This window comes from Caballeronia sp. HLA56 (assembly GCF_054655155.1).
The window spans coordinates 166,380-181,202 of record NZ_BAAHOB010000006.1; the positions used below are offsets into that span (position 1 = coordinate 166,380).

Sequence of the window (14,823 nt, forward strand, 5' to 3'; positions counted from 1 at the left end):
GTCAACCGATACGCTCCCGACACTGGGGCCGCGCGGAAGCAGTGGCTAATTTTTTATCTGCAGTCGGCCGCTTTTTATTTTTGGATATGAACTCGATTTTCAAATCGACAGCCACGCGGCTGACTCGCGCGCGTTAGTCGAGCCGTTAATCAACAGACATGATTCGCATAACTAACGAAGATGTGCTAATTAAGTTTATGTCAAATTACCTAGGCCTGGCCAGTCGCATATGCCCGATGAGCGCGAACGCGGGCATGCGCGCGCCACGCGGCACGCCTCCACCGATCTGCTGTCGAAAGCAAGCCGCTCGTAAGCTCAATCGCACCGGCTCGCCCGCCCTCTGTTGCCGTCACGGCGTCACGATGCTATAAAGCGCTGTCGGAAAAGGCAGACTTGGTTTGGTAAGCCCAAGTCCTTTCGGTAACGAAAGCTCTGGTCTTTGGCCTCGCGCACAAGATCCCCACGAAGAACATCGACGCTGTATAGGCGTCTTGAGGTTCGTCCGTGTGGTTCTCAACTGAGGAACGCTCCGGTCGAACATCCACATCGACACAGGAGCGGTTCATGCGCGCACATCATTCGAATATCTTCGACGTTGTAATTGTTGGGGCAGGTCCTGTCGGCCTATTTCTCGCCTGCGAGTTACGCCTGTTCGACCTCTCCGTCCTCGTGATAGAACAGGCCGAAGATTCGCACTCCGCATTAAAGCGTCTTCCATTTGGAATTCGCGGCCTTTCGGCGTCGACGCTCGACGCGCTGTATCGCCGCGATTTGCTGGAAGAAGTGGTCGCGGCGCAACGTGAGCGCGCTGCCGAAGGAATGGCGGCGAGCACCCCGCACTGGGCGGGACAGGTGCGTCAGCCCGCTGGCCATTTCGCCGGCATCCAGTTCTATCACGACGATATCGACACATCGAAGTGGCCGTATCGCCTCCCAAGTCCGGCCGGCACGAGCATGGCGGTCGAATTGGAACTGCTCGAATCCGTCCTGGCCCGTCGAGCCCATGCGATGGGCGCCGAAATCCGGCGCGGCTTCAGGGTCGACGCGATCAATGCCTTGAAAGACGAAGTGAGCGTTCACGCGGGCAGCGAGACTTTTCACGGACGCTGGCTTGTCGGTTGCGACGGCGGCCGCAGCGCGGTACGCAAAGCGGGTTCCTTCCAGTTCGTCGGCACTGATCCCGAGTTCACCGGATATTCCGTCGAAGTCGAAATGGCCGATCCCGAAGCACTCCGCGCAGGCAGACACTACACGCCGGTCGGTATGTACACCTACGCGCGGCCCGGCACCATCGCGATGGTCGAATTCGACGGCGGCGCCTTTCACCGAGTCCACCCGATCACGCTGGAACACGTCGAGGCGGTGTTGCGTCGCGTGTCAGGCGCGGATGTCACCTTGACCGAGCTTCGAATCGCGACCACATGGACGGACCGATCTTTTCAGGCGACGACCTATCGCGAGGGACGTGTACTGCTCGCGGGCGATGCCGCGCACATCCATTCTCCCTTGGGCGGTCAGGGGCTCAACCTGGGCATCGGAGACGCGATGAACCTGGGTTGGAAGCTGGCTGCCACGATCCGTGGCGACGCGCCGGCCGATGTGCTCGACAGCTATCAGCGGGAACGACATCCCGTGGGGGCAGCCGTTCTCGACTGGTCGCGCGCGCAAGTGGCACTCATGCGCCCTACCCCGAGTACGCGCGCACTCGGGGCCATCATGCGCGACCTCATCGAGACCCGCGACGGCGCGACGTATTTCGCCGAGCGCGTGTGGGGCGTTTCGCTTCGCTACGAGCTTGGCCGCGAACACCCGCTGTTAGGCCATAGCGTTCCTGATTTCGAACTCGTCGACGGAACGAAGGTGGGTTGCCTTTTGCGCGAAGGAAAAGGAATCTTTCTCGACTTCGACGGACACCAATCGCGCAGGCTTCTGACAAGCGGCTGGCGCGGCCGCGTCACGTATGTTGCAGGCGACGTTCGGAATCGCCTGGGTCTTCGTGCCGTACTCGCACGACCTGATGGAATCGTCGCCTGGGCAACCGAAACAACGTCAGGAGACGAAGAAATTGCTCAGGCGTTATCGCGATGGTTTGGCGAACCTGAGTGTGCTGATGGCCGCGTCTGACTTCGAATCAGAGAGTATGACTTGAAATGCATTGATGCCGCATGCACCATGAACGCCGCCTCCGGGATAGGTTGAACTGCCGCATAAATAAAGCCCGCGTGCTGGTCCTCGATATTGCGCATCGCCTTCCCGCAATACCAATTTCCGGCTGTTCGCGCGGGAAAGATGCAGTTTTTGCGCTTCGATAAGTTCCTCGATGTTCGGCGCGTAAGTTGCCCAAGTGGTTGCAAAAGCCTGCGGATACGCGCGCTCGATTTCGGCACAATACGTCTCGCCGAGCCGGCCGGGAAACGCGCAGTCCGCGCCAGCCACGTGCTTGCCCTGCGGAGCTTGACTCGAGTCCCATAACGAATTCACGCGAATTGCGCCACTTGGAGCGGGCAGGCGTCCCGCGCTTAATTCGAATTCCCGCTCGATTACTTCAGCAGTACTATCCAAACCAACGAACGTCTGCGCACACTCGTCGATATCCCTGTTGAACGCGCCACTCTTATAGCGCGGAACTCCTCGCAAGCACGCTGCGAAGCTGCCAACGAGGCGCGCCTCTGCGCGCTCATAGTTGGCAAGGGCTGACCGATCCTCCGCATTCTTACTCCATTGCTCATCGAGCATCCCAAGCATTGCATCGTAGGGCACTGCAGACGCGACAATCGGCGCAGCGATCAACGTGTCGTCATCGAGGAGAACGCCTTGCACGCTGCCCTCCTCTACAACGATTTTACGAACACTACGCTTTAAGATGATCTCCGCACCGCAAGCCTCTGCTGCCGTGGCCAACGCACGAGAGACCGTGCCCATGCCAGCACGAGGAAGCCTGCGCCTGCCCAGCAACCAAAGCGCGTACCCAAGAAATCCGCCTGCCCCGCCGGCTTCGTCCAAATCGATCGAGAACTCGATCGTCGTGAGATACAGCAGCGTTCGAATTTCATCTGACTCGAATAGCCTATCGATAATTGCTCGAGCCGACAGCTTGTCGAACTCGTTTTTGTCGACCGCAAAGCGGAATTTGCTTGCAAGCTCAGCGAGGTATATTGACCAGCGCGCGGCGTCCGGTACGCGAAAATACAATTGCGATAACGTTTCGGTGAGCTTATCTGCCGTTCTCTTGCAACGCTCGAATGTCCGCGCGTCACTCGTGGAATAACATGCGAAGGACTTGAAGGTCCTGGCCGTATGATCCGTTCGATAAATGATGACCGGCGGCCGACCGTCGCGGAAACACAGGCCGTGCTGCGCGACCGGTTTGATCGCTGGAACGAGCATGGCCCCTCGCGACGCGAAAGACTGGGACCGAAGAATGTCCGTATAGGAAAGGTAGTTGGCGTGCGGATGAATCAAGAACCCGGGTAAAAGGGATTCTTCCGAAATGGCCTGCCCTCCGACTGTCGAACCACGATCGACGACCACCACACGGTAGCCTTCCTTCGCCATGTTGACGGCCAGCGACAGGCCGTTCGGTCCCGCGCCGATCACGACGAGATCGTACGACCCTTGAGAATGCATTTGATCTCCTTCCGGTGCGTAGATGCGAAGGTGCGTAAGCGCGAAGGTGCGTAGATAAGTAGTGCGCCGATCGTCGCCGCCTAGCAACGCTGGGTGAAACCGTGGCGCGCAATACGCTACCTCGCACAGCCCGAACGGGATGACAACGCTCGTCAGGAACGAGCGAGGCGTAGACGTGTGAGTTGTTAGCCCCTTACGGCTTCCGGACCAATATAACTTCTCATGATGCGGTTGATTTCAGGAAGCGTCGCCTTCGCGTAGGCAGTATTTGGATAAAGATAAATAAAGCCATGTCCCTGCTGCGCGCCTTCGATGAGTTGAACGTTGACGCCCGCATCGCGCATGCGACTCACATAGGCCATCGTCTCGCCGTGCAAAATTTCCCACTCTCCGACCCACACGAGTGCGGGCGATGCGCCCTTGAGAGAAGGAGCAAGGACGGGCGATGATCGCCAGTCGTAGCAATCCTCCCGTGAATGCAGGTAGTTTTCGGTTACGAAATCAGCATCGTCGAGCCGAAGGCCGTAACCATTGGCAAACTCCAGATGCGATAGATAGTTGTTGCGTGTATCACATACGGGCGACCACAGGAATTGAATCGCGGGTTTCACTCCACCTGCGTCGCGAGCCATCAGCGAAATGACGGTCGCGATATTTCCCCCAGCGCAGCCGCCTCCGACGCCAATGCGAGTGTTGTCGAACCCAAGTTGTTGGCTATTGTCGCCAATGTATTTGAGTACCGCATAGCAGTCGTCGATAGGTGCGGGAAACTTGTTTTCCGGAGCGATTCGATAGTCGGGGCGCACCACGGCACAACCCCAATCGAGGACGTGCTGGCTTTCCTCGGCGTCGTGATAATCGATACCGTTGCCAAAATTCCACCCGCCGCCGTGCGTAATCAAATAAACACCGACGGGAGCGGTAGCGCCTGCCGGCATCCAGATGCGTGTCGGTATCGGGCCCGCCGGCCCGGGGATCTGGATGTTGCGGGCGGTGACGCCAGCCGGTACGACGGCAGCCTGGGGATTTTGATAGGACGCGCGGATCGCGGCGATTCCAACTTGGCGCAAGGGCGGAGCCGCTGCCGCGGCGTTATAGATGGCCAGCATTTCTCCGCTTACCTCCGTCATCCGCTTGGCTCGCAGGGCATTGTAGTCAGTCGACACGGGCAGCCCTGGAAGACACTGAAGGTTCTGCGTGGCGGCATCGCTCGTCGACGGCGAGCCGCCCGAAGTCTGCGCCACCGCGTCGCTGCCGCCGCCACATCCGGACATCCCGACGAGCAGGCCAGCAGCACCGACGCTCATTCCAAGAAAATTCCGTCGATTGATGATGTTCTCGGTCGAATCGCTCATAGTCATCTCCAAAATGTAAAGTGCGCGATTAGGCGCCCACATGTGCCATCAAAAACGCTGAAATAGAATTCGTTGATCGACGCGTCGTTTCACATCAGAACGAATGTCGGATTCCTGCCATCACCCCCAACTGACTTACGCCGGCGTTTGGCGTAGTGCCGGGGCCGCCCTGACTCAAGGTGTAGCGCGCCTTGGCGCTGTTGAATACATAGCCGCTCTGCAGATACACCGCCGTGCGCTTGGAGAGCAGATATGTGCCGCGCAGAGCGGTGAGCGTCGCGCGCGTGTCCTGATCCGTGTCGATCGTGCGATATACGCCCGCATCGACCACGACGGCCGGCGTTATGAAGTACGTGCCCGTGAGATAGAAGATGTCGGTGCGCACATCGGCAAGCGTCGGCGACACGGTTTCCACGCGCCGTCCGAGCCAGCCGCCGCCCACTTTCAGTTGGCCGACCTTGAAATAACCGTTGATTTGCGTGCGTGCGTCCTTGTCGCCGCCGTTGGTCAGGGGAATCGGCGTCGTGCCGTTGAAGATGTTGGCGGCCGCGCCCGGACCGCCGCGCTGCTCGTCGTACGATGCCGCGATGCCGAACGCGCTCGCGTCATAACGTAGGAGTACCGACCACTGCCGGCATGCGTTGAAGTTGCCGGGAATCGCGCCCGCGCATGTGCCCTGTCCGGGCGAGTTGCCCGTGCCCGCGGAATCGCGCCCGAACGCATACGCGCCGCCGATCGTGACGCCGCTGAAGGTTCCCTTGTACGCGACCGTGTTGTCGCTGCGCGCATTGGGAATGTACGAATCGATCGAGCCGACGCCGCCGTAGATGTCCGGCCCGAGCTGATCGGCATCGACGATGGCCCAGTAGCTCATCGTGTACTGACGCCCGAAGCTCAACGTGCCGAAGCGGCTCGACACGCCCAACCACGCCTGACGGCCGAAGAGCCGCCCGCCTTGATTGATGTCGCCGGAGCGCACGTTGAAGCCGTTCTCCAGCGTGAAGATCGCCGCGTAGCCGCCACCCAGATCCTCGGTGCCGCGCAGTCCCCAGCGCGACGGCACCGTACCGGTGATGCCCGGCATGCGCACGACCTTGTCGTCGGCAGGCCCGGCATGCGTGACAAGCTCGATGCCGGTGTCGACGATCCCGTAGAGCGTGACGCTGCTTTGCGCATGCACGCCGCAGCTGAGCGCGAGCGCGCCCGCTGCCGCCATCATCTTTTGCTTCATGTCTCCGTCCTGTTCTCGTTTTGTCGTGATGCGAGAGGCGTCACGCCTCGGTGTTGCGTATGAAGTTGTCGGGCACGCTCGGCCCCCACAGGTACAGCGAATCCTCCGGTGCGAAATCGCCGGCGGGCCACGTCTGTCCCGCCGAGATGAAGTCGATGTCCGCCGAGTATTCGCAGAACGAGCCCCACGGATCTTCGACGTAGTGAAAATAGTTCGAGCCGAGCACATGCCGTCCCGTGCCCCAGCCTTTCGCGAAGCCCGCGGCGGCCATCTGCGCGGCCCCTTCGCCGACGCGGTTCACGTCGTCGACGTCCCACGCCGCGTGATGCCAGCCGCGCGCGCTGCTCTTCGCGAACGCGACGAGGTGATGATCGCTGCCGTGCGGCGCATGCGTGAACGCGATGATGTCGAGCGACCTGTCGGAAAGACGCAGGCCCAGCGCCGCGCCATAAAAGTCGAGCGCGCGCGGCACGTCGGGCGAGAACAGCAGGACGTGCGAGAGCCGGTTCGGCCGGACCTGCTTCACTGCGGACCGCGTGCAGTTGCCGCGCCGGTCCGCGGGCGTGCCTTCGACCGCGTGCGGCGTCTTCGACGAAGGGCTCGTCTTCGGTCCCGGTTTCACCTGGATCAGATTGCCGTCGGGATCGTGGAACCAGAAGCCGATGCCATTTCCCGCGACGAACCCGGCCCCGGCTGTCCGCGTCTGTGCGCGCAGCGCGTCGAGATCGTCGTCGAAACAGTTGAAGCTCAGGTACGCGAGCGACTTTTCCGCCGCCGGGAGGATGCGCGCCCAGCGCCTGCCATCCGAGGCGCGCAGTTGCAGCTCGCCCGGATCCGCGCCAAGCCTCGCGACATCGAGCCCGAAGGCGGTGTAGAAACGCTCGGCGTCGGCGATCGCGGGCACGTTGAGCGCAAAGTGATCGATCGAATGCACGCTCGCACGCGGCGATGACGGTATCGGTTCTGCCATGTCGGCCTCCATGCTTCAGCGCCGCGGCTCGTCCGCGATCACATTGCGCAGCGTGCCCATGCGCTCGACGCTCACTTCGCACACGTCGCCCGCCTTCATCAGGCGCTTCGGCGTGCGCGCCCAGCCGATGCCCGACGGCGTGCCCGACACGATCACGTCGCCCGGCTCGAGCGTGATCGCCTCGCTGATGATGCTGATGAGCGAAGCCACGTCGAAGACCATCTCGTCGGTGTTCGCGGACTGCATCACCTCGCCGTTCACGCGCGTCTCAAGCTGCAATCCCTTGATGCCGGCAGGAAGCTCGTCGGGCGTGACGAGATCGGGACCGAACGCGCCGGTCGCATCGAAGTTCTTGCCGACGGTCCATTGCGGCGTCTTGAACTGATACTCGCGCACCGAGCCGTCGTTGAAGAGCGCGTAGCCCGCGACGCAATCGAGCGCATCGTCCTTCGCGATATGACGGCCTCCCTTGCTGAGCACGACCGCGATCTCGCCTTCGAAGTCGAGTCCTTCGGAGTCGGCGACGGACGGCCGGATCATCGGCTGATCGTGCGCGACGAGGCTCGTGTTCACGCGCAGGAAGAGCGTCGGATACGCCGGCTGCTCGTAGTTGCTTTCCTTTGTGTGATCGGCGAAGTTGAGGCCCACGCAAAGGATCTTCGGCGGACGCATGAGCGGCGGCAGCAGTTGCAGGCCTGACATCGGCAGCTTCTCTTCGGTGACGTTCGCACGCGCCCATTCGGCAAGATCGACGCCGCGCGCCAGCACGGACTCAAGCGGCTCGCTGCCAAGCACGCGCACGTCGTCGCCATCGCGCACGCCGAGCATCGCGCGTCCATCCTTCATGAAATTCACCAGCCGCATGTCTTGATCCTTTTTGCAGAGAGATTGGGTTGTGCGGTCACGCCTGCGAGGCGTTCCTCGCGCGATACATCCAGCCGTTCACGAGCATCGCCAGCCCGGCGATGACGGCGGGCGCGGCGAACACTGCGAACGCCATCGTCAGCGAGTGAAGCGCGACGAGCAGCACGCCGCCCGTCATCGAGCCGATGATCGAGCCGATGCGTCCCACGCCGAGCGCCCAGCTCACGCCGGTCGCGCGCGCCGAGGTCGTATAGAAGCCGGCGACCAGCACGTTCGCGCCGGTCTGCGCGCCCGAGAGCCCGAAGCCCGCCATGAACACGGTGAGATAGACGAGCAGCGGATCGCCGATCGCGAAACCGATCAGCGCGATGGCGACCGCGGCGATCGCATACGAGCCGGTCAGCACGAAGAACGGATTCATGCGGTCCATGAGCCGTGCATTGACGAGCGAGCCGATCGTGCCGCCGAGCGGCAGCATCGCGCCGACCCGCGCCGCGTGGGATGCGTCGATGCCCGCGCTCGTAATGACGGTCGGCAGCCAGCTACTGACCTGGTAGTAGACCCAGAGCGTGCAGAAGAACGCGAGCCACAGCAGCAGTGTGCCCGCGCGATACCGGGCTGAGAACAGCACGCCGACCGCGCTTTCGTGGCGCTCGCCGCGCTTCGCGTCTTCGGGCGCGACGGCTTCGAAGGGCGTGTCGGCGTCGCCGGTGAGGCGCTCCATCACGCGTCGCGCTTCCTTCGCGTAGCGCGGCTTGCCCGCCATGAAACGGATCGACTCGGGCAGCCACAGCCAGATGACCGGCGCGAGGAGCAGCGGGAACACGCCGCCGAACACGAACACGCCCTGCCATCCGAAACCTGGCAGCAAGAGCGACGCAACCGCGCCGCCGCCGGCGAGACCGAGCGTGAAGCCGCAGAACATCAGCGTGACGAGCATCGCGCGGCCGCGCGGTGGGCTGAACTCGGACGAGAGCGTGATCGAGTTTGGCATCGCGCCGCCGAGTCCCGCGCCGGTCAGGAAGCGCAATGCGACGAGCCATCCCGCCGAGGGCGCATAGGCGCACGCGAGGCTGCCGATGCCGAACAGGATCAGCGAGATCGTGATGACGCGCTTGCGCCCGATGCGATCGGCGAGCGGACCGAAGACGAAGCTGCCGACCGTGAGACCGAACAGGCCCGCGCCGAAGATCGGCCCGAGCTGCGCTGGCGTGAGCGACCATTCGGACTTCAGCAGCGGCGCGACATAGCCGACGGACGCGACATCGAAGCCATCCGCCGCGACGACGAGAAAGCAGAGTAAGAGCGTGAGCACCTGTAGCGGCGCCGTCTTCGACTCGTCGGCGCTACTTCGGGGTGCAACGGATTGCGCGTGCATGTTGTCGTCTCCAATGAGTTTTTATGGTGTATGCGTCGCTGCGGCTAATGCGCGGCGAGCGCCGCTTCCGTCTCTGGCTGCGCGTGTCCGGCCGTGCGCCGGGCCGCCGCCTCGAATTCGCGATCGAGCGCGTTGCCGCGCCACGCGACGTGCTGGTCCGGCCGGATCAGCACATACGGGGCGTCGTAGGCCCGCGCGACCTCGGGTTCGTCGATGCGCACGACGGCGAGCTGCACAAGCGCGCGAGCGGCGCGCTGCACGGCTTCGTGATCGAAGGGCGCGCCGCCCGCGTTCGTGCAGAGCAGCGTGAAGCCCTGTCCGAAGCGGTCGTAGAGCGAGCGGCCATCGGCGAGCCAGACGTGCGGCGCGCGGTGTCCGGCGCGCGCGACCGGCAGATAGAGGTTCGCGGAGTCGGGCGGCGGCGCGCCCTCTTCCGTCTTGACGAGCGGCGACGCTTCATAGCGCGTGCCGAGATGAACGCCCGGAATGACGAACTCGCCCGTCGCATGAAACGCGAGGTAATCGCCGATGGCCGCGCGCGCCGCATCGCCTGCCGCGCCCGCTTCGTAAGCGGCGGCCGGAAGCCGCACGTGCCCTATGCCGTCGGCGAATCCGCGCGCGAACGCCGTGTTGCGCAAGGCTGCCGGCCGGCGCTCCGCTTCGTAGCTCGCGCCGAGCGCCGCGCCCGCGATGCCCTTCACCATCGCTTCGAGCTTCCACGCGAGATTCGCCACGTCGTCGATGCCGGTGTTGTAACCGAGGCCGCCCGTCGGCGTGAACAGATGCGCGGCGTCGCCGGCGAGAAACACGCGCCTGTCCGCGAAACGCTCCGCGACCAGGGCGAAGCCCGCCGTCCACGTCGAACTGCTCTTCACGACGAACGGAATGTCCGCACCGATCGCGTCGGCGATACGACGGCTGACGGTGTCCTCGTCGGCCACTTCGCCGTCGCGCAACTGCACGTTCATGATGAAATGACCCGCTCCATCGACCGCGATGATGAGCGCGCGCTGCCGCGGACTGAAGGTCCAGTACTGCCACGCGGGCGCATGCGCGCTCCGGCGATAGATTTCCGGCGCGTAGAAGTAGACCGCGTCCATCTGGCCGCCCATGAACTCGCGCTTCTCGCCAGCCATGCCTTCCAGACGAATGCCGAGCGACTTGCGCACGAAGCTGCGCGGGCCGTCGCAACCGATCAGATAACGCGCGGTCACGGTGCGCGTCGCGGCGGGACGCAAGTCGGTCGCATCGACTTCAACCGTCGCGGTGACCGAATCATCGTCTTGCGAGAAATCCACGACGCGCGACGCGAAATGCACGCCGCATCCGGCATTGAGCGCCGCATCGAGCAGCACGGGCTCCACATAAAGCTGCGAGCATCGATGCGGCGGCTCCGGCGTCGGCCACGTGAAGGCGTGCCCCTTCGCCCATTCGACGGCATCGCCCGAGGCCGGCTGACGCAGCCGCGCCAGTTCGTGGCCCGCGATCGACGTGAAGTACGCGACGTCCGGCGCATAGTCCGCGGGCAGACCGAGCGAGCGCACCTTCGAGGCGATGCCGATTCGCCGGAAGTGCTCCATCGTCCGCGCGCTGTTTGCGTTGGCGGCGGGATGGCGGCTGGTGCCGCGCTTCGCATCGAACAGTTCGACGCTCACGCCGCGCTGCCCGAGCTCGGCGGCGAGAAACAGCCCGACCGGGCCTCCGCCCACGATGATGACTTCGCAATCCAGCACTTCCGTCTCCTTTTTCTAACCTGGCTGCGAAGTTAAACTCGTTGTCGCTATAAATCCATACAATGAATTTCATACTCGCCATGAATGGGACTCATAGTGAATACGCCCGACCTTAATTTTCTGTACGTATTGCAGGCGCTGGCGGAAGAACGGAGCGTGTCTCGCGCCGCGGAGCGCCTTGGCTTGACTCAACCTGCTGTAAGTCACGCACTAGGGAAACTCCGGACACTGTTTCAAGACGACTTGTTCGTGCGTGCCGGGTCGGTGATGGCGCCGACGCCCGTCGGCGAAAGGCTCCTCGAGGGCGTTGCGCATGCGCTGGCTGTCGTGCAGGAGGAGATTTGGAGCGCGAAGTCGTTCGATGCCGCGACCACCACGCGCACGTTTTCCGTGTGTCTCAGTGACATGGGCGTGATCGTACTGTTGCCTCGTCTGCTTGCCGCACTGCGCAAGCGCGCGCCACATGCCATGCTTAAGCCGATTCAGCTCCCGTCGCTCGAGTTGGCAAGTGCGCTACAGGATGGAGCGCTGGAACTCGCCATCGGATATCTAGGCAAAATGGGAGAAAATCTACATCAACAGCCGCTGTTTCGGCGGTCGTTGGTGGGCATCGTCAAAGGTAGCGGGACTCGCACCAAGCGACACATGAAGCTGGAGGAATTCGTCAACCGCAAGCATGTCGTCGCGACGACGCTCGCCCTGACAAACCAGCTGTTGGAAAAAGAGTTGCGTCGGCACGGCGCGCGGCTCAAAGTTGGCATCGACGTGCCTTACCTTCTAGCAGTACCGAGCCTCGTTGCAACCTCCGATTTCATTGCAGCCGTTCCGGATGAACTGGCGGCGTTGTTCGCGCAACTCGCGCAAGTGGATGTCTTCCAGTTACCCATCACCTTGCCCGATCTGACGGTGCAGCAATTCTGGCACGCACGCCATCACAATGACGCGGGACATCGGTGGTTTAGAGCCCTCGTAGTGCAAACCTTAGGACAGCAAATAAACTAGACACGAAACCGATCCTTGCGACTATCGTTGAAGATCCGGCTTCGAGCAGCATGGCGACCGCATGGCGAAGCGCCTGTAGTGCATCGAATCTCGACCCGCAGCCGAGAAACAAATGGAAAGGCCGAGACGGTATGTGGGCCGACGTTGTGTCATGGCTGCGTAAGCGCCCTCAGTTCGTCGAACACGGGTGCGCGCAGCGCGACCGGCACGCCCCAGTAATCGAAAATTCCCCCGTCCGCGTTGTTCTGGCCACACGTCACAAAAACACCCGTCCCAAACTTTCGCTTCAAGTGGCTCGCCAGCCAGCCGACAAAGCCGCTGTTGTCTGCATGCACCGGAAAGTGAAAACGAAAAACAGCAAACATGTCATCGGTTTCTTCTCGACAAGGAACGAGCTGACTCCACACCGCCTCATCGCGAATCAGCGCAAGCGCTCCGGCTTGCACCGCTGTCCCGAATTCACCAAGCGAGAACTCTTCGAAAACATAGTCTTCCAGGTATAGCTTCAAACGAGCTTCCTTGATCACTCTACGAAGACGGATTTCGATTTCAGAATCTGACTCGCGCGAAACACTAACCATAGATACATCCTGAAGAATCTTATGAAATGATCGAGCGCTTAGCGTACGTTGCGCCGCCGGCTTGCGACTAGTGTCGGTGCTGCCAAGATGCTTGACTACGGCTATTAATCAAAAAACAGTTTCAAAGAAAAGCGAAGACTGTAGCGATTCCGGCGATCTTGGAGCGGCGCGTTAAAGTTCGCGATCCTAATTGAAAAAATTGCCTTGATCCATGGTCGATCTACGCCCAATTAGCGCGGCTTGCTGGTCAACAAGCGAAGCCGTAACGGGCCGCAAAACGCCGCCTTCATAATATTTGATAATATATCTTCGATTCTGTTCCGCCAGCTTGGCTAAAGGCGAACAGCTCGCACGCATTAGTTCTCTCCTCATTTGATCATCTTCACATTGCTGGAGCGTCTATGCCTCTCAATTCCGATGAAGCTTATCGGGAGATCAAGTCCTGGATTCAAACGGGCAGGGTCGCACCTGGCGGCCTGATAGATGAAGCTGAGGCTTTGAAAGAGCTTGGCATGAGCCGCACGCCAGTGCGCGAGGCGCTGCTGCGCCTCCAGTCGGAAGGTTATCTGGAGATGAGGCGTCACAAAGGTATCCGCGTGCTGCCGCTTTCGGCGTCGGATATGCGCGAGATCTATCAGGTCATTTCTGCCCTCGAAGCCGCGGCCGTCGCGCTCATCGCGCGCCGCGAGCCGCGCGCAGCAGAGTTCGAGGCTATCCAGAGCGCCATCGAACAAATGAAGGAGTCGCAGGCTTCGAAGCAAATCGAGCCGTGGGGCGATGCCGACGAGTTGTTTCACCGCGAACTGATGCGCCTGTCAGGCAACAAGAAACTGTATGCGACCGGTTGCCAGATGCGCGATTTCGCCAAGCGCGCGCATTCGGTCGCGTTGCGCATGCAGACGGACGCTTATCGTGCGCAGTCCACTCGCGCGCACGCGGCTCTGGTCAAAGCGCTGATGAGCCGCGATCCGCAGCAAGCCGTGACGATGCATCAGGAGCAGCGCCTGCGTGGTGAGGACGCACTGATTGGCATCGTCGAAAAGTTTCAGCTTAGTTCGCTCTGAAGCGAATCCGCCAATCCCAGTCCATAGATTCGATCGGCCGTCCCGAGAAAGAAATGACGCCGCTCGTCGGCCGGCAATCGCGCGCTCAGTTTCTTTAGCGCGTTCAAAAAGACCGTGTACGAGTAGCCGATGCGGTCGACCGGAAAGTTGCTTTCGACCATGCAGCGCTCGGCACCGAAAAGCTCGATGCAGCAATCGAAATACGGCCGAAGAACTTGCGCCAGCGTGTCGGACGACACCGGCGCGCTCGCCTGTGCGAACCCGAAACCGAACACCGGCATGCCGAACCCGCCGATCTTCACCGCGACGTTTTCGCAAGCAGAGAGTCTTTGCATCGCGGTTCGCCATGCCTGAAAGGCGGCCTGATCGCGCGGGCCGGATCGCAACGGGCCGCCCGCGTGGTTGACGACGATGCGCGTCTGCGGGAATGCGCGCGCCAGATCGCGGACATCGTCGAGTTGAGTGTGAAGCACGTATGTGTCGAAGGTCAGATCGTAGCGCGGCAGTTCACGAAAACCCTCGCGAAACGCCGGGCTGTAAAGCAGCTTTTCGGGCGGTCGCGCAATCGACGACGGCTCGATTGCAGAATCGGCATGCCACGCGGCGATGTTCCGGATGCCCACGAAGCGATTCCCGGCGATCTCGCGATGCGCGTCGATTACTCGGGCGACGCCCGCGCCGAGCGTCAGATCGGCATAGCCTATGATGCCGGCCGCGATGTTCTTCAGGTTCGAGCGCGCCGCCCGAGCCGACTCGGCCAAGGCGAATGCCGTTTCGCCGAGCGGCGCGAGTTCAGGCGATGCACTCGCCTCATAGTGCGTCCTGCACTCGACGAACACACTGCCTACGACCCGATGCGCGGCGGTATCGGCGGCATATTCGGGAAACAAATAGTCCGGCCGCGGCGCCGCCCAAAGATGGTGATGCGCGTCGATCACAGGAAGATTGGCTTCGATCGCGGCTTCAGTTTGCGGCGGCATGCGCGCGCTGGCTTCATTCGGCATGGCGTCCTCTGTTT

Annotated in this window: 12 protein-coding genes; 3 read left to right on the plus strand and 9 right to left on the minus strand. The window is 61.9% G+C overall.

The features are described from left to right. Positions 1 to 564: 564 nt before the first annotated feature. On the plus strand, positions 565 to 2,124 hold the full coding sequence (locus ACYQ47_RS35195; protein WP_459909668.1) for an FAD-dependent monooxygenase: 1,560 nt from the start codon (positions 565 to 567) through the stop codon (positions 2,122 to 2,124). On the opposite strand, the gene ACYQ47_RS35200 is transcribed toward ACYQ47_RS35195, so the two are convergent. The 7 genes from ACYQ47_RS35200 to ACYQ47_RS35230 form a co-directional block, all read right to left on the minus strand. After that, positions 2,077 to 3,627 (minus strand): phytoene desaturase family protein, encoded by a 1,551-nt coding sequence (locus ACYQ47_RS35200; protein WP_459909670.1) that lies wholly within the window; start codon positions 3,625 to 3,627, stop codon positions 2,077 to 2,079. The two genes, ACYQ47_RS35195 and ACYQ47_RS35200, sit on opposite strands and share 48 nt — an antisense overlap. Positions 3,628 to 3,812: 185 nt before the next feature. Next, positions 3,813 to 4,982, minus strand: a complete 1,170-nt coding sequence (locus tag ACYQ47_RS35205; RefSeq protein WP_459909672.1) for an alpha/beta hydrolase — start codon at positions 4,980 to 4,982, stop codon at positions 3,813 to 3,815. A 94-nt stretch (positions 4,983 to 5,076) separates the two neighbouring features. Next, a complete protein-coding gene (locus ACYQ47_RS35210) occupies positions 5,077 to 6,213 on the minus strand; it encodes a porin (protein WP_459909674.1) in 1,137 nt (378 codons plus the stop codon). Between the two features lie 40 nt (positions 6,214 to 6,253). Then, on the minus strand, positions 6,254 to 7,183 hold the full coding sequence (locus tag ACYQ47_RS35215) for a VOC family protein (protein WP_459909676.1): 930 nt from the start codon (positions 7,181 to 7,183) through the stop codon (positions 6,254 to 6,256). A gap of 15 nt (positions 7,184 to 7,198) precedes the next feature. After that, positions 7,199 to 8,047 carry a fumarylacetoacetate hydrolase family protein gene (locus ACYQ47_RS35220; RefSeq protein ID WP_459909678.1) on the minus strand — a complete coding sequence of 283 codons (849 nt, stop codon included), beginning with the start codon at positions 8,045 to 8,047 and terminating at the stop codon, positions 7,199 to 7,201. Between the two features lie 37 nt (positions 8,048 to 8,084). Then, on the minus strand, positions 8,085 to 9,425 hold the full coding sequence (locus ACYQ47_RS35225) for an MFS transporter (RefSeq protein WP_459909680.1): 1,341 nt from the start codon (positions 9,423 to 9,425) through the stop codon (positions 8,085 to 8,087). Positions 9,426 to 9,469: 44 nt separating this feature from the next. Further along, positions 9,470 to 11,158 carry an FAD-dependent monooxygenase gene (locus tag ACYQ47_RS35230; protein ID WP_459909682.1) on the minus strand — a complete coding sequence of 563 codons (1,689 nt, stop codon included), beginning with the start codon at positions 11,156 to 11,158 and terminating at the stop codon, positions 9,470 to 9,472. A 96-nt stretch (positions 11,159 to 11,254) separates the two neighbouring features. Here ACYQ47_RS35230 and ACYQ47_RS35235 point away from each other — a divergent pair, with 96 nt between their 5' ends. After that, positions 11,255 to 12,160 carry a LysR family transcriptional regulator gene (locus ACYQ47_RS35235; protein ID WP_459909684.1) on the plus strand — a complete coding sequence of 302 codons (906 nt, stop codon included), beginning with the start codon at positions 11,255 to 11,257 and terminating at the stop codon, positions 12,158 to 12,160. Positions 12,161 to 12,309: 149 nt separating this feature from the next. On the opposite strand, the gene ACYQ47_RS35240 is transcribed toward ACYQ47_RS35235, so the two are convergent. Further along, complete coding sequence (locus ACYQ47_RS35240) at positions 12,310 to 12,741, minus strand: DUF6196 family protein (RefSeq protein ID WP_459909686.1); 432 nt, start codon at positions 12,739 to 12,741, stop codon at positions 12,310 to 12,312. Positions 12,742 to 13,142: 401 nt separating this feature from the next. Here ACYQ47_RS35240 and ACYQ47_RS35245 point away from each other — a divergent pair, with 401 nt between their 5' ends. Next, complete coding sequence (locus ACYQ47_RS35245) at positions 13,143 to 13,805, plus strand: GntR family transcriptional regulator (RefSeq protein WP_459909688.1); 663 nt, start codon at positions 13,143 to 13,145, stop codon at positions 13,803 to 13,805. On the opposite strand, the gene ACYQ47_RS35250 is transcribed toward ACYQ47_RS35245, so the two are convergent. Next, positions 13,787 to 14,809 (minus strand): amidohydrolase family protein, encoded by a 1,023-nt coding sequence (locus ACYQ47_RS35250; RefSeq protein WP_459909690.1) that lies wholly within the window; start codon positions 14,807 to 14,809, stop codon positions 13,787 to 13,789. The genes ACYQ47_RS35245 and ACYQ47_RS35250 overlap by 19 nt on opposite strands. Between the last annotated feature and the right edge of the window lie 14 nt (positions 14,810 to 14,823).

Coding starts and splice junctions, on each gene's coding strand:
- ACYQ47_RS35200 (WP_459909670.1), bottom strand. CDS start 3,627: ATGCATTCTCAAGGGTCGTACGATCTCGTCGTGATCGGCGCGGGACCG.
- ACYQ47_RS35205 (WP_459909672.1), bottom strand. CDS start 4,982: ATGAGCGATTCGACCGAGAACATCATCAATCGACGGAATTTTCTTGGA.
- ACYQ47_RS35240 (WP_459909686.1), bottom strand. CDS start 12,741: ATGGTTAGTGTTTCGCGCGAGTCAGATTCTGAAATCGAAATCCGTCTT.
- ACYQ47_RS35250 (WP_459909690.1), bottom strand. CDS start 14,809: ATGCCGAATGAAGCCAGCGCGCGCATGCCGCCGCAAACTGAAGCCGCG.
- ACYQ47_RS35245 (WP_459909688.1), top strand. CDS start 13,143: ATGCCTCTCAATTCCGATGAAGCTTATCGGGAGATCAAGTCCTGGATT.
- ACYQ47_RS35195 (WP_459909668.1), top strand. CDS start 565: ATGCGCGCACATCATTCGAATATCTTCGACGTTGTAATTGTTGGGGCA.
- ACYQ47_RS35210 (WP_459909674.1), bottom strand. CDS start 6,213: ATGAAGCAAAAGATGATGGCGGCAGCGGGCGCGCTCGCGCTCAGCTGC.
- ACYQ47_RS35215 (WP_459909676.1), bottom strand. CDS start 7,183: ATGGCAGAACCGATACCGTCATCGCCGCGTGCGAGCGTGCATTCGATC.
- ACYQ47_RS35220 (WP_459909678.1), bottom strand. CDS start 8,047: ATGCGGCTGGTGAATTTCATGAAGGATGGACGCGCGATGCTCGGCGTG.
- ACYQ47_RS35225 (WP_459909680.1), bottom strand. CDS start 9,425: ATGCACGCGCAATCCGTTGCACCCCGAAGTAGCGCCGACGAGTCGAAG.